This window comes from Ignatzschineria rhizosphaerae (assembly GCF_022655595.1).
Lineage (GTDB): Bacteria > Pseudomonadota > Gammaproteobacteria > Cardiobacteriales > Wohlfahrtiimonadaceae > Ignatzschineria > Ignatzschineria rhizosphaerae.
This window is the reverse complement of record NZ_CP093379.1, coordinates 788,591-803,828: the sequence shown is the minus strand read 5'-3', so window position 1 is coordinate 803,828 and position 15,238 is coordinate 788,591. Positions and strand designations below refer to the sequence as shown.

The window sequence follows — 15,238 nt, the reverse complement described above, 5'->3', positions numbered from 1 at the left end:
CTCCATATTAATAAGATCGTTCTTCTGGTGGTATATAAGCAATCTCATCTGTTAGCGTATAAGTATGAACAGGTCGATAGTCAATCTTCACATCCCCTTCACTATTAACCCACGCTAAAGTATGCTTCATCCACGTCACATCATCTCTTAACGGAAAATCTTCCCTTGCATGAGCACCTCTAGATTCTTGACGATTATAAGCAGAAGCTACTGTTGTCATAGAACAAGCCAGTAAATTAGCAAGCTCTAAAGTCTCCACTAAATCAGAATTCCAAATTAAGCTTCTATCAAAAACTTTAATATTCTTAAAAGCAAGATAAGCATCTTTCACTGATTCTAGCCCCTCTTTTAAGGTCTCTTTCGTTCTAAAAACAGCAACATCTTTTTGCATTGCTCGTTGCATTTTATCACGCAGCTTTGCTGTTGGTATCTCACCATTAGCGTGGCGAATTTGATCAAATCGATCCAAAATAGTCATTATCACAGCCTTAGGAACTTCAGCTACATGACCGTGAGGCGTTAAAATCTCCGCACAACGATTAGCAGCGGCACGCCCAAAAACTATCAAATCTAAAAGAGAATTTGAGCCTAATCGGTTAGCGCCATGTACAGAAACACACCCTGCTTCTCCTAAAGCCATTAATCCTGAAACAACATAATCTGGGTTTCCCTCTTTTAATGTCACGACTTCCCCATAATAATTTGTTGGAATACCGCCCATATTATAATGAACCGTAGGAATCACAGGAATGGGAGCTTTAGTCACATCAACACCAGCAAATGTTTGTGCACTTTCAGCGATTGTAGGCAGACGATCAAAAATAATATCAGATCCCAAATGTTCTAGATGAAGATAAACATGGTCTTTTAAAGGCCCAACACCTCGTCCTTCTCGAATTTCAATCAACATAGAACGAGATACAACATCTCTAGAGGCTAAATCTTTAGCATTAGGGGCATAACGCTCCATAAAACGCTCACCATTGGCATTCGTTAAAAACCCTCCTTCCCCCCTAACACCCTCTGTAATCAGACATCCTGAACCATATATTCCTGTTGGGTGAAATTGTACAAACTCCATATCTTGTAGAGGTAATCCTGCACGAGCTACCATTCCATTCCCATCACCGGTACATGTATGTGCACTTGTTGCAGAAAAATATGCTCTCCCATAACCACCTGTTGCTAAAACAACCATTTGGGAACGAAATACATGCATCGTGCCCTCAGCTAAATCCCAAGCAACAACTCCTCGGCATTCCCCTTCCACCATCATGAGATCTAGCGCAAAATATTCAATAAAAAACTCTGCCTGATGTTTTAACGCTTGTTGATAAAGCGTATGAAGCATTGCGTGGCCGGTTCTATCGGCAGCAGCGCACGCTCTTTGTGCCGGCACTTTACCATAATGCGCAGTCATTCCACCTAATGAACGTTGATAGATTTTTCCTTCCTTCGTTCTAGAAAAAGGCATCCCATAATGTTCCAGTTCTATGATCGCTGGAATCGCTTCTCGACAGAGATACTCAATAGCATCTTGATCACCAAGCCAATCAGATCCTTTAACGGTATCATACATATGATAACGCCAATCATCTTCCCCCATATTCCCTAATGCAGCTGAAATTCCACCTTGTGCGGCAACTGTGTGAGATCTTGTAGGAAAAACTTTTGTCACACAAGCTGTTTTTAATCCCTTCTCAGCCATACCTAAAGTTGCACGTAACCCTGCACCTCCAGCTCCCACGACAACAACATCATATTGATGTTCGATTATTCGATAATCTTTGTAGATCTCACCCTTCATGCTCACTCCAATCTTTTTGTGATCAACACTTATTATTTTTATTAAGACCAATCTTATATCTTTTATAAAACTGATAAAATTACTATGCCCATGATATAAAAGAGCTACCTAATGAGATGATAAAAAATTGACTTAGGTTTAATTTACGGCCCATTAAACAGCTCTATTTCTGATAAAGAATTATTGATTTGATTCAACGGCGGCTTTAATTAAATGTGTACCAATAACATCTTCATATTTTTTCCAAACCGGCTGCATGGCCTTACGCCATTCCTCTTTTTCTTCGGGTGTTAAGGTTATAATATCGGTACTTCCTTCTGCCAAAATACTAGCCTTATCATTCATATTTAATTCATATGCTTGGCGATTAACCTCAATGGTGACTTCATCAATAATTTCGGAAAGAGTTTGACGAATATCAGCCGGTAAATCGTTCCAAAACTCTGTATTTGTAATCACCATATATAAAATTGGCCCATGATCACTCTCAGTCATATATTTCTGCACTTCATGGACTTTTTGTGAGAAATAATTGGAATAAGTATTCTCTGTACCATTTACAACACCTGTTTGTAATCCTTGATAAACCTCGGCAAAAGACATCTTACGAGGATTCGCTCTTATCGCTTTATACTGATCCTCAAGCACGGTCGATGCTTGTACTCTAAATTTTAATCCTCTTGCATCTCTTGGAACTCTTAAAGGTTTATTAGCTGACATCTGCTTCATTCCATTATTCCAATAAGCAAGCCCTGTAATTCCTGAACTCTCCATACTTTTTAAGATTGATTTACCCTCGGAACTTGTCGCAAATTTAGATACTGCTTCAAAATTATTAAATAAGAAAGGAAGATCAAAAAGTAGGGGTTGTTTAGAGTAATACTCCAACTTAGAGGTTGATGGTGCTAACATATGCACATCTCCGATTAATAATGCATCCATCTCTTGTCCATCACCAAATAATGAAGAATTTGGATAAACCTCCACAACAACTCTTCCCGACAATCGCTCCTCAACAGCCGCCTTAAATAATAATGCTCCCTGCCCTTTTGGCGTTTGCTCAGCAACAACATGCGCAAACTTAATGATTATAGGGCTTTGGGCATAAACCGCTGTAACCATAGATAACAAGCAGACACTAATCAGGCTGACTTGTTTCTTAAAGTTTTTAATAATTATTTTTCTCATTCCACTCTCCTTAATATTATTTTTATGTGCAATCAATATTCTTTAGCTGTTATCAATGTCAATTTCTATTAAAGATCTTTATTAAAGTCATCCTGAAATATCCATTTCAGCTTTAACAAATCATCATATTTATTATTAAAATATTGATTGCCTATTGATGGTCTATCCTTTGAAATACTTAACACCAACCTCCCTTGTATAATCTATGATAAAAATTTTCTTAACATTCTAATCTCAGGCATTGTCTCTAATTGCCAAATTTGAGTGATAAACTCTACTTGTTGAGTTAAGAGATTCTCACTATTGGAAAATAAAAGTAGCTGATTAAATTTTTCTTCTAACTCCGCTTTTGTTAAAGGATTTTCAGGATCTCCTTTAGGGTATTGTAAAAAATAGCAATACTCCTTCTCATCATCGGTTTTAACAGAGACTTTCCCTTGCCACTCCTTTGGATAAGCCTTATCTACTTGTGGATCTAACTCCATCACAACCTTTTCTCTAAAAGCTCTAACATCAGCATCTTCTAAAGCATATTGTGAAAACTCAAAAAGCCCGGCCTTCCCATAAAATGCCAATAATCCCATCACTGTTCCCATCGAAAACTTCGCTTGATGGATCGTTTGTGGAATCGTTACAGCACCTAACACATCAATCGCCGCTTGATGCACGTAAGCTTTTACTTGAGTTATCTTCTTTGGATCTAATTGATATTCATCTAATAACTGCAGTAAAGCATCTCCTGCAGGGTGGGTATGTCGACAAGAAGCATGATATTTAAAAGACGTTTCTATAGATGCCCAACGTTCCCCTAATCTATCAGATAAAAAGGTAGCATCTGCATCCTGTGACATGCCTTTACCTAATCCTTGCAAACTCTCTAAGGCATTTTTTGCTCCCTTTAATCCCTCTCGTGTCATATAGGCTGCTAAAATACCATTAGCATTGGCTTTTGCTGTATGTAATTGCTTAGAATCAGCAGCATCTTCTAGAAATGCCCAAAGACCAGCTGATTGTGTTGCAGCACTCCCTATCAAATTCAACATCTGTTCACTATCAAAATTCATTAACTTACCAACCGCAATGGCCGATGAAATAGAACCTACTGTCGATGTTGTATGAAATACTTGATAATGAGATAAACCAAGAAACTCTCCAATACGAATCCCCGCTTCATATCCCATTACTGACGCTAATAAAAAATCTTTCCCAGAGACGCCCAAATCTTCTCCAGCAGCTAAAACTGCAGGAAAAACAACAGTTGCTGGATGAAAAACCGAACTATTATGCAAATCATCTTGCTCCAACAAATGCCCACTAGCACCATTTACTAAAGCTGCAAAATAAGGACTTGTTCCTTCTTCCTCACCGATGATGGTACTCACACCAAATTCAGGTCCCATATGCTTTGCATAATGACGAAATAAATTACTAGGGTAAAATTGACTCCCTGCAATTGCTGATCCGAACCAATCTAATAAAAGCCCTTTCATCGTCTCTATTACTGATGCAGGAAGATCCTCATAACTACTATCGGCAATAAACTGGGCTAATTTCTCAGTACTATTCATTTCATTACTCTGCTTTTATAAAGATTAAATATGTTTAAAGGCAAAATTAATGCCAAGAAACCGCTGTGATTTTGTATATACCCTTCTCACCATCAGATGAAGGGAAAACTCACTTTCTTATTGGTAAAATCATTGATAAATTACAAATCATTATCATATTTATTAAACAATTACCTATTAGGAAGCTTTTATTCAATCTAGCGATTTTTAAGCAATAAGCATAGTGCATTTTACGCATTGCAGAATTGCATTTACGGCAATCGAGTCAATTATGAATCCCCCTAAATTTCAGTATAAAAAAGCCCCTTTAATAAGGGGCTCTAATATTTAATTTACCTATAATCCACGCCTATCTCAGTAAAACACCATAACTCTGCAAATCTGATACTTGCTCTACAAAATTATTATAAAGCTCATTTTGAGCCCTATCTCCGGCATATTCGTCTTTAATATGTGCCATGACAAGATCTGAAATAAGCTCACCAAACTTTTTATTGGAAGCTTTATGAATGGCTGTATTATCTGTTGTTTTCAGCTCTTGCAATAATGTGATGATCTGCTCTGCGATGCTTTGTGTCTTTGCATCTAAGAAGGTTACTTGAGGAATCTCTGTTGTAAAATGGTGTGTAATAGAATCATCAGCTTGAGCCCCTTTAGAAGAGGTTAAATCCATATTAAAATCCGATTTTAAAAAACTGATAAGCTCCGTTTTATCAAAGCATTTATGACGAATTTTACCTTCATCGTTAGGATTATAGGTGATAATTTCTGCAGGAAGTTGTTCTCCTACCCCGTAATTACACGTAAATAGTTTACCATCAATAATTGGCTCATTTGCGCTTCTAACAGGGATTCTTAGCTCATGCCCATTTATCATAATAGAATAAGATGTAGGTATAAATCCTTTACCTTTTCCATCGACAACGTACGCCATTGCTAATTCATAATAGATTTGATTTTCTGGGTTTAAAATTCCCCCATTATTATTATCAAATACCATAAAGCTCGTCACATCTCCGCGCTGATTCACCATTTGATGCATGCCTGATGATAACTCGATTTTTCCGCTTTCATTAGGCGCTACTTCATAGATTTTATGATCAACCTTAAAAGAAATGACTTCTTTAGTAGGGTTACTAAAATAAAAGTTCCCATGTTGACCACTTAAAGACTCAGAGCTATCACAAGCCGCTAAGAATATTAAAGCTATCCCGATTATTGCGCCCATTCTTACGGCTTTTAACATTTGACGATTTTTTTTCATATTGACCTTTTATCTCTTTTTAGTAAAAAGATAATACTAAACCCATGCTTTATTGCCGATATTTTTTTACAAAATAAGCATTAAGTACATGATTTTATAATTAAAAACAATAATCAGATTTATCATGCGATAATGAAACTCTGTAACGAATATTGAAGTAGCTCTTATCACTTCACTTTAAAGATTTTTGCAATATCGCAAGATTGATCAAAAAAAACATTGTCATCAACCTCATAATCCTTCTTAGCAAATGAAGGAGAAATCATGAATTACGAACAACAGATCCAACAAATTAGCGATTATATCCAGTTCCACTTAGATGAAAAATTAGATATTGAAGCAATTTATCAATTAAGCGGCTTTTCAAAGTTCCATTTCCATCGGATCTTTAGCGCTTATACAGGAGTTTCTGTTACTCGTTTTATTGTTTTATGCCGCTTTAAACGCGCATCTTATCAACTCGCATTTCATCTTCAGATGAACATCTTAGAAATAGCGATAGATGCAGGCTTTGAAAGTCATGAAGCTTTTACTCGTGCATTTAAGAAACTCACAGGGCAAACACCAAGTGAGTTTCGATCAGCTCCTCATTGGCAAAATTGGCATCATAAATTACATTACAATTTACCACGGAGAAATACGATGATGAATGTTGACATTATCCAAAGAAAATCAGAAAAGATCGCCTATTTAACCCATCAAGGACACCCACAAAAGGTCCTAGAAACAGCTAATCACTTTATGATATGGCGTAAAGAGACAGGGCTATCTCCGATCAAAAGTAGTCATACATACGGCATTCCTTACTCGGATCCTTTAGAAGATCCTGAAAATTTTCGCTTTGATATTGCAGGTTCAATTACGCAAGACTTACCAAACTTCACCCATGAAATTGCCCAAGGAGAAATTCCAGCCGGCCGTTATGCAAAACTGACACACATCGGTTCTCACAATGAGTTAAATGAGTGTATCTACTATCTTTATCGTCAATGGCTAAACGAGTATCAAGAGGAAGCAGCAGATTTTCCTGTATTCTTCCAATATCATAACTTTATTCATGAAGTACCTGAACATGAGTTAATGACTGATATCTTACTATTGTTAAAATAGTAGTTAGCACCTTACCCCTTTTAAGGAGGAAAACTTCAAAAGCGAGTGATCATAAAGATACTCGCTTTTGACTTATTAAAATGTTTCATATCGACCAATAAAAGCTTAACCTTCTCATGCTACTTAAAAGGTAACTAGGAGATTTCTATTTATTGAAATCCTATTCTAAGCTACAATGCGCTGGAATTTTATTCGCTTTAACCCAATCAGGGTTAAACACTATATTTCTTAGGATCAACGATGAATCAAGAGCTTAAAGGGCATACGCTTGCGCTGTTAACAATTTTACTGTGGGGAACAACCTTCGTCTCAACCAAAGTATTACTGCAACATGCGCTCACCCCTTTAGAGATTCTTTTTACCCGTTTTGTCATGGGTGCATGCTTTTTGATGATTTTATTTCCCAAAAGGCTCAAAGGCACAACAGTAAAACAAGAGCTCTATTTTGCCGCCGCCGGCTTTTGCGGCATCACGCTGTATTACCTATTTGAAAATAATGCGCTTCTCTATACCTTTGCTTCTAATGCTGCATTAATTGCCTCAACTTCGCCATTCTTTACCGTTCTTTTAGCGAAGATATTCTTAAAAGATGAAGAGATTCGTCCGCAATTTTTTATCGGCATGATTCTCTCTTTTACCGGCGTTGGCTTGATGAGCTTTAGTGGCGCAACTGAACTACAGATTAATCTTAAAGGAGATTTCTTAGCACTGCTTGCGGCAATTATTTGGTCCTTTTACTCTATTTTCTCTAAAAAAATTAGCACCTTTGGCTATAACACAATTCAAACAACGCGCCGAACCTTTCTCTATGGGATTCTCTTTATGGTTCCGATGTTACCTTTTTTCCAAACGCATTTTGAGATTCAAAATTACCTCAATACCACCGTTATTTTAAATCTCATCTTCCTTGGTTTAGGGGCTTCTGCCATCTGTTTTGTTACCTGGAATATGGCGCTTCGAGCACTTGGCGCGATTAAGGCAAGTCTTTATATTAATGTAGTTCCCATGGTAACTGTGATCTTCTCCATAATGATTCTAAATGAAAAAATCACCTTAATGTCTGGCAGCGGCATTGCACTTGTACTTTGTGGGCTCTTTATCTCCCAATTTAAGAAATTTAGAAAAGTGACTTTTCATCGTTAATATTCGCAACTGCATAAAATTTAAGAAAAGTACCTATTACAGAGGCTTTCCCCTATAATAGCTTCACATTCAACAACGAATTAAAGTGATCCATTTATGGTAAAACCTTTCCAAAATCTCCCTAAAGAAGGCACAACAGAGCTTGCGGCTGTGCTTATCGCTGTCACAGATTCTACAGCAAAAGTGCTAACGGTTGATCATGGAAATACCTTACCTAATGGTCCTTTAAGCCCAATTCATAAGTCGCTCCAAGCCGGCGTTCGCCAATGGGTTGAAACGCAAACTCATCAATCTCTTGGTTATGTTGAACAGCTCTATACCTTTGTCGATACACAGCGAAAAACATCATCAGGGCACTACCTTATTTATATTAGTTACTTAGGACTTGTTCGAGAAGAGACAAAGCCGCTGGAATCAGTGGCAATATGGCAAGATTGGTATACCTATTTTCCTTGGGAAGATCATCGTAATGGCCGCCCTGATTTTATTGAACAGTATCTCTATCCTATTTTTCGGCACTGGATTAATGCCGGCAATACAATCGCAGAACAAAAATCCCGTGAACAGCGTGTAAAGCTCTGCTGGGGAATTTCGCCCTTTTCTTGGAATGAAGAATATGTTTTACAGCGTTATGAGCTGATGTATGAAGTCGGTATCTTGCCAGAAGCATCAAACAGAGAAGAAGTACCTAAACTCTTTTGCGGCAAGTCGATGAATCACGATCATCGTCGAGTACTTGCTTCAGCAATGGCAAGATTACGCGCTAAAATAAAATATCGTCCGGTTATTTTTGAACTCATGCCGCCCGTATTTACCTTATTACAGTTACAGCAGAGCATTGAAGCACTTGCTGGTATTACCCTTCATAAACAAAATTTTAGACGCTTTATCGCCCAGCAAGAACTGATTGAAGAGACTGGCAAGATGGATCAAAGCGGGCCAGGAAGACCTGCAAGACTCTACCAATTTAGAGAAGATGTTCTTCTTGAGAGGTCACTCTCCGGCAGTAAACTACCAATCTCTCGTTAAACTCAATCTTAATTTAAGCAGGACCAATATTAGCAAAAAGAGTGTGATCTTGGCTTAGATCACCACTAGCTCTGATATTGATTTTAGTATTATCCGCAAATGCCAACATACGATCTAAACTCTTTTTGGCTTCTTGACGAATATTCTCCTCGATAAAGATCTCATTCTCGCCATGCTCTAATACACTAGATAATTTTGTAAGAGTATTCATTCCCATCCAAGGACACATCGCACAGCTCTTACAAGTTGCACTATTGCCGGCAGTTGGTGCGATCAGTAGCTCCTTCTCTGGCACCGCTTGCTGCATTTTATAAAAAATCCCCTGATCTGTGGCCACAATTAATTGCTTGGTAGTGAGCTTTTTTGCCGCTGCAATTAATTGAGAGGTTGAACCAATGATATCTGCTTGCTTTACAACCCTTTCTGGTGATTCAGGATGGACAAGTACTTTAGCATTCGGATACTTTTCCCGATAAAGCGCTAAGCCACTTGCTTTGAACTCATCATGAACGATGCAATCGCCCTGCCATAAAACCATATCAGCGCCTGTTTCTTTCGCAATATAGCGCCCTAAATGCCGATCAGGCCCCCAAATAATTTTCTCACCCTTTTCGTGAAGATATTTCACGATTTCAAGCCCGATACTAGAAGTTACTACCCAATCTGCCCGAGCTTTCACTTTTGCACTCGTATTAGCATAAACCACAACTGTACGATCAGGGTATTGATCGCAAAAATTAGAAAAATCATCACTCGGACAACCTAAATCTAAGGAGCAAGTCGCATTTATATCTACCATTAGAACTTTTTTATGAGGGCTTAAAATTTTTGCCGTTTCCCCCATAAACCTCACGCCTGCAACCACCAATGTTTGTGATGATGTGTCTCGTCCAAAACGGGCCATCTCTAAAGAATCAGCCACGCATCCCCCGCTCTTTTCTGCTAATGCTTGTATTTCAGGATCGGTATAGTAATGCGCAATTAAAGTCGCATCATGCTTTTTTAATAATTGTTCAATCTTACTGATTAAGGCGCTTTTTTCCTCATCAGAAATTTCTAATACTATCTCGGCTTCTGCTTTGGCAAAGGCATCACTGATCTTCCATTTAGATGATGAACTAGCTGATGATTTTAAATCATTATTGTCGATACTCTTTCGAGCTTGATATCCCATGATTTCTTCCTCCATAAAAAGACCATGATCCCGCTTTCTTCTGAAAGCTTTATATATACTCAATAAGAGCATATATAGATTTTTAATGTAACGCAATAGCGACTACAAACCCCTGCTACGCAAAGAGACCAATTAACAACAGCGCAATATCCGCCCTTAAACCCATAACACATTGAAGCAATAGACTTAATATTTTGATCTCAGCCAAAAATGGGAACTTCTTTAAAGTTTAAAATATTTAATAGTTGAGAAAAGATCTATAAAATAATATGCTCATTGTGAGCATATTATTTTCAATAACAAGGTCATTAAACCTATATTGTGACTTCCCATTAATAGAGATCACCCATCGAAGGAGATGTTATGAACGATATTAGCCCACTTCCAGATCTGCTCCTCAAACCTTATGTTGAAGAGGCACTCAAAGAAGATCTTGGTAGACGAGGAGATATTACTAGCATTGCTATTATTGAATCTCAGCAATTAGCAACGCTCCATATTGTTTCAAGAGAGTCTGGTATTCTTGCTGGTATTGACCTTGCAAGAATCGCTTTTCACCTGATTGATCCTCAAATTGAATTCATATCAAAGGTCAAAGATGGTAATCCTATTACCCCGAACATGACTCTAGCTGTTGTCAAAGGCAATGCACAAGCATTGCTAACAGCCGAGCGAACAGCGCTTAACTTCGTGACGCATTTAAGCGGCATCGCAACACAAGTTGCCCATATTAAAAAGATGGTTAAAGCCTATCCCGTTGAAATTACTTGCACACGTAAAACTTTACCAGGATTAAGAGCATTACAAAAATATGCCGTTCGAGTTGGTGGCGGACGAAATCACCGTATGGGGCTTGATGATGCCATTTTAATTAAAGATAATCATATCGCCATTGCCGGCAATATCTCCACTGCAATACAAAAAGCAAAGGCCTTTGCCGGACATCTTATCCCTGTAGAAGTTGAAGTCGATACCCTAGCACAACTTGAGCTTGCCTTAAAAGAAGGAATCGATCTAGTACTCCTTGATAACATGCCTCCAGAAACGTTACGCAAAGCTGTAACGCTTTGTAAAGGTAAATGCCAAACTGAAGCATCAGGTGGCATCTCGCCTGAAACCATCAAAGCCGTTGCTGAAACGGGCGTTAATTTTATTGCCATGGGCTCGTTAACCCATAGTGTGAAGTCTCTCGATATAGGTTTTGATTTTTTATAGAGCGGCTCTAAAAATAGATAAGCAAAATAATGAGCTTTAAAAAAGGGCATTTCACTCAGTTAAAATGCCCTTTAATATAGATCCTTTAAAATAAACGGATTTTATCTTATCAAGATCGAGATCTCACTAAACGCTTATTTCACAACAGCTTGTTGATAAGGATTATAGCCCATCCCTCGGCGCTGATAGGCGGTTGCTGCTTGTGTGCAAGGGCTCATATTTCTAATAGCACTCTCCCCATCCGATTTTTCAAACCACGATTTATCTGAATTTTGGATCTGCTGAATTTCATTAAAACAAGTATTGTAATTCTCCATGAAAAGATCATCATCATTTGTTAAAAGCTTCACAAGTTCATCACTTTTACTGTTCCAAACATTTTTCCAAGTTTGACAAAGGGTTGAGAACATTAATTGATCATCACAATAATCCATTTTTGCACGCTCTAATGCCAATAGATCTAAACCTTTTAATCCTTCACGACCTTTTTCATCTCGAGCTTCGGTCCAAACACTGCAAGCAGAACCCCGGCGCTGATCTAAATTACAAAACTCCTGTTTCTTAGCCTTAAGCTCATCAAAGGAAAATTGTGAAAGTAATCTCTTTCCTTCTGTTACAGCATCATGATAATACTCTTCCCAAGCAGCACACTCTATTGTTGGCGTTTGCATAAAACCTGTTGTACATTCTTTTTTAAAATACTCAGAGATATTTTGCTGCCAACTCTTCCCTGTGTGCTCTGCAACTATTTTGGCTTTAGCCTCTGCAATAACTTGTAAGCGCTTTACTTCTTCAATCTTACGTAAGCGTTCACGCTCAGCTTGCTCTTTCTCATATGTTAGTTGGCGCTGTTTTTTAATAGCAGAGTCAGCTGCAACACATTCTGCATCCTCGATTGTTGCTTTAAATTCCTTTTCATTACCATTTGTGATCGCTGTTTCTAAGCGCTTTTCACAAGCTTTCAAAGTCTCTTTCGCATCTTTTTGGTTCTCAAAAAAATAAGTCTCATCACGATCACCGCAGCCGATTAAAATTCCCCCTAAAATGCCGATTATAAGCATTTTTTTCATATTCACTTCCCTATGTATTTTATTAATCGTTTTTTATAAAATTAATTCCAAAAAATTGGGAGATATTTTAGCAGAAGATATTACTATTTACTTATTTTTACAATAAAAATAAAAGAGCATCCAAATGAACCATTGAATGCTTTTAAATTTAAAACTTGAACTAATCTATCTTTCTCAACTACATCCCCTTCCAAGCGTTCTGATAAATATTTAAAATATCTTCAAAAGAGAGTTCCATTGGGCTTCTCGCTAATAAGCGGGTTTGCTTAATTGCATCTTCTGCTAGTTTTACCAAGCCTGATTCAGGGATATCAAAAGCCTGCAGTGTATTAGGAATACCAATATCTGTAATCAAATCTTCAATCGCTTTAATACACCATTTTGAAACCTGCTCATTATCATTACTTCCTATTTCAAATCCCATTGCTACATAAATATCACGCAGTTTATCAATACATGATGACCTAATATAGTTAAGCACATAAGGAAGTAATAATGCGTTTGACTCCCCATGACTAATTCCATATTGCCCACCTAAAGGATAGGCCAAAGCATGCACCCCCCCAACACCAGCATTAAAAAAAGATAATCCTGCTAAATAACTACCGTAGCTTAAATCTATCCTTGCAGCTTTATTACTTCCATTAAATACAACGTCACTCAGAGATCTAGTAATTAGGAAAATTGCATGTAAAGCTAAACCTTCTGTAATAGGATTAGAATTAACCGATAAATAACTTTCAATTGCATGAGTTAAGGCATCAATGCCTGTTGCCGCTGTAACCTTCGGTGGAACCGTAACTGTTAATTTTGGATCTAATATCGCAATATCAGCTAACAAATAATCATGAGAAACGACATCTTTACTACCTTCTAAAGATAAAACAGAGATATTTGTAACTTCTGAGCCTGTACCAGAAGTTGTTGGGATAATGATTTTAGGAATACCTTTATCCTTTAATTTTTTATGCCCACTTAAATTTAAATATTCAACAACATTTCCTTCATGCGTTACTAGCACTGCAACCAACTTTGCTACATCTAAAACACTCCCCCCCCCTAGTCCAACGACCAAATCACAATTAGAATTTTTAGCAAATTTTACTAAACTCTCCGCCTGTTCTAGGGTTGGTTCAGTTGTTATTTGATCAAAAATAACAACTTCATAGGGAGCCAACAAAAGCATTAGCTTCTCGAATAAATCATTATTTTTTAAAAAAGGATCTATTATTAATAAAATTGTCTTTACGTGGAAAGGCTCTACGAGTTGTGGCAATGAATCTAAAGCTCCCCATCCATGGTAAGTATTAGTCAACATTGTTGTTTTTAATAGCATAACTATCATCCCCATTGGTTATTATTTATGAACACACCTAAAAATGAATACGTATTCATGTATAGCACAACAAAAAAATGAGGGTCAATTTATTTTATCGTTCCCCGATCAAATATCTGTGTCGAAATAGTATAAGCAATATTGGTATTCGATTGATGCTCAATTGTATATATTAACTCCTGAATAGCGATTAAGCCTAGGTTTTGAGCTCCACCAACTGTCGTTAAATTAATATAAGGATGCTTACTTAATTCCACATTATCAATGCCGATAATACCTACCTCATCAGGACAGGATAATCCCATCTCCTTAGTTAAACTTAACAAATTAATCGCAATAGAGTCGGTAGCAGCCAAAATGGCTTTCTTCCCCGGATTTTTCTGATACCAATACCAAATATTTTCCCTTAACATATTATAATCAATGACTTTTTTATTCATAAAGTCTAAAGGATTTAGCGTACTTTGGTAAATCTCTTCGTAAGTGTCTTTAAATCCTTTAAAACGATATTTAAAGGTACTTACATCAAGCATACCTCCTACCCAAAAAATGGAGTCATATTGTTTCTCATATAGAAAATGGCACGCTTGTTTAGCGGCACTATAATTATCAAATTCAACATAATTTAATTTCTGCCGATGTCGACGATTGAATGTTACAAACGGGATATCTAATCTTTCTAAATGCTCGATAATAGGATCATCATAAAAAATACAAGACATTATTAAACCATCAGGGCGGTTAGATAATGCTTGTCTATATGTCTCCTCTATATCTGAATCATCCACAATATAAATATTCACTTTATAGCCTTTTTCCGTAGCAAAATGAACAATTGAAGCCGTTGAGTCTACGAAAAAAGGATTTTCTAATGGTCCTGAAATCAAAGTAATTACTTTGGAAGATCCTGAAACAAGGTCTCGAGCATTTTGATTAGGAACATATTTAAGCTCCTCAATCGCCTTTAATACCCGATTCCTAGTCTCTTCCCCTACCTTATCAGGATGATTTAACACTCTAGAAACAGTGGCTTGAGAAACTTTAGCAAGTTTTGCAACATTAATTGAAGATGCCCTTCCTTCTAATATTTTTTTATTTTTTTTCACTCTTTTCTCCAATTGATGCAAATAAAATCTAATAAGGCATATCTACCTCAAATTATAGCTTAAATGAATACGTTGTCATTTAAACTTTCTAGAAAAAGCCAAAAATAGCCCATAAAATGATTAAAAAGCTTGACTATTATTTCTTACTGCGCAATAAATGAATACGTATTCATAATTATAAAGATTAATACGGCATCACTTAAATAATGCTACAGATACAATAATAAC

12 protein-coding genes are annotated in these 15,238 nt (G+C 37.1%); 4 read left to right on the top strand and 8 right to left on the bottom strand.

Annotation, left to right across the window (positions count from 1 at the left end; all coding sequences use genetic code 11):
* Window positions 1-7 precede the first annotated feature (7 nt).
* From sdhA to MMG00_RS03450, 4 genes are all read right to left on the bottom strand, one after another.
* On the bottom strand, window positions 8-1,807 hold the full coding sequence (sdhA, locus tag MMG00_RS03465) for a succinate dehydrogenase flavoprotein subunit (RefSeq protein ID WP_242151446.1): 1,800 nt from the start codon (window positions 1,805-1,807) through the stop codon (window positions 8-10).
* A 180-nt stretch (window positions 1,808-1,987) separates the two neighbouring features.
* On the bottom strand, window positions 1,988-2,995 hold the full coding sequence (locus MMG00_RS03460; RefSeq protein WP_242151442.1) for a TRAP transporter substrate-binding protein: 1,008 nt from the start codon (window positions 2,993-2,995) through the stop codon (window positions 1,988-1,990).
* A 203-nt stretch (window positions 2,996-3,198) separates the two neighbouring features.
* The gene (locus MMG00_RS03455) at window positions 3,199-4,563 is read right to left on the bottom strand and encodes an MmgE/PrpD family protein (protein ID WP_242151440.1); all 1,365 of its coding nucleotides are present in this window, start codon (window positions 4,561-4,563) and stop codon (window positions 3,199-3,201) included.
* A 349-nt stretch (window positions 4,564-4,912) separates the two neighbouring features.
* A complete protein-coding gene (locus MMG00_RS03450; protein ID WP_242151437.1) occupies window positions 4,913-5,827 on the bottom strand; it encodes a hypothetical protein in 915 nt (304 codons plus the stop codon).
* 261 nt (window positions 5,828-6,088) lie between these two features.
* Between MMG00_RS03450 and MMG00_RS03445 the strand changes: the two genes are divergently transcribed.
* The 3 genes from MMG00_RS03445 (at window position 6,089) to MMG00_RS03435 (ending at window position 9,109) form a co-directional block, all read left to right on the top strand.
* On the top strand, window positions 6,089-6,937 hold the full coding sequence (locus tag MMG00_RS03445) for an AraC family transcriptional regulator (protein ID WP_242153275.1): 849 nt from the start codon (window positions 6,089-6,091) through the stop codon (window positions 6,935-6,937).
* A gap of 240 nt (window positions 6,938-7,177) precedes the next feature.
* A complete protein-coding gene (locus MMG00_RS03440) occupies window positions 7,178-8,080 on the top strand; it encodes a DMT family transporter (RefSeq protein ID WP_242151435.1) in 903 nt (300 codons plus the stop codon).
* Between the two features lie 96 nt (window positions 8,081-8,176).
* A complete protein-coding gene (locus MMG00_RS03435; RefSeq protein ID WP_242151432.1) occupies window positions 8,177-9,109 on the top strand; it encodes an NUDIX hydrolase in 933 nt (310 codons plus the stop codon).
* Window positions 9,110-9,122: 13 nt separating this feature from the next.
* Here the strand turns inward: MMG00_RS03435 and nadA are convergent, their stop codons facing one another.
* Window positions 9,123-10,283, bottom strand: a complete 1,161-nt coding sequence (nadA, locus tag MMG00_RS03430; protein WP_242151430.1) for a quinolinate synthase NadA — start codon at window positions 10,281-10,283, stop codon at window positions 9,123-9,125.
* 363 nt (window positions 10,284-10,646) lie between these two features.
* Between nadA and nadC the strand changes: the two genes are divergently transcribed.
* Window positions 10,647-11,498, top strand: a complete 852-nt coding sequence (gene nadC / locus MMG00_RS03425) for a carboxylating nicotinate-nucleotide diphosphorylase (RefSeq protein WP_242151427.1) — start codon at window positions 10,647-10,649, stop codon at window positions 11,496-11,498.
* Between the two features lie 134 nt (window positions 11,499-11,632).
* On the opposite strand, the gene MMG00_RS03420 is transcribed toward nadC, so the two are convergent.
* From MMG00_RS03420 to MMG00_RS03410, 3 genes are all read right to left on the bottom strand, one after another.
* Complete coding sequence (locus MMG00_RS03420; protein WP_242151424.1) at window positions 11,633-12,568, bottom strand: hypothetical protein; 936 nt, start codon at window positions 12,566-12,568, stop codon at window positions 11,633-11,635.
* A 178-nt stretch (window positions 12,569-12,746) separates the two neighbouring features.
* Window positions 12,747-13,904, bottom strand: coding sequence for an iron-containing alcohol dehydrogenase (locus MMG00_RS03415; RefSeq protein WP_242151421.1), 1,158 nt, complete (start codon window positions 13,902-13,904; stop codon window positions 12,747-12,749).
* 89 nt (window positions 13,905-13,993) lie between these two features.
* On the bottom strand, window positions 13,994-15,010 hold the full coding sequence (locus MMG00_RS03410) for a LacI family DNA-binding transcriptional regulator (RefSeq protein WP_242151419.1): 1,017 nt from the start codon (window positions 15,008-15,010) through the stop codon (window positions 13,994-13,996).
* Window positions 15,011-15,238 lie beyond the last annotated feature (228 nt).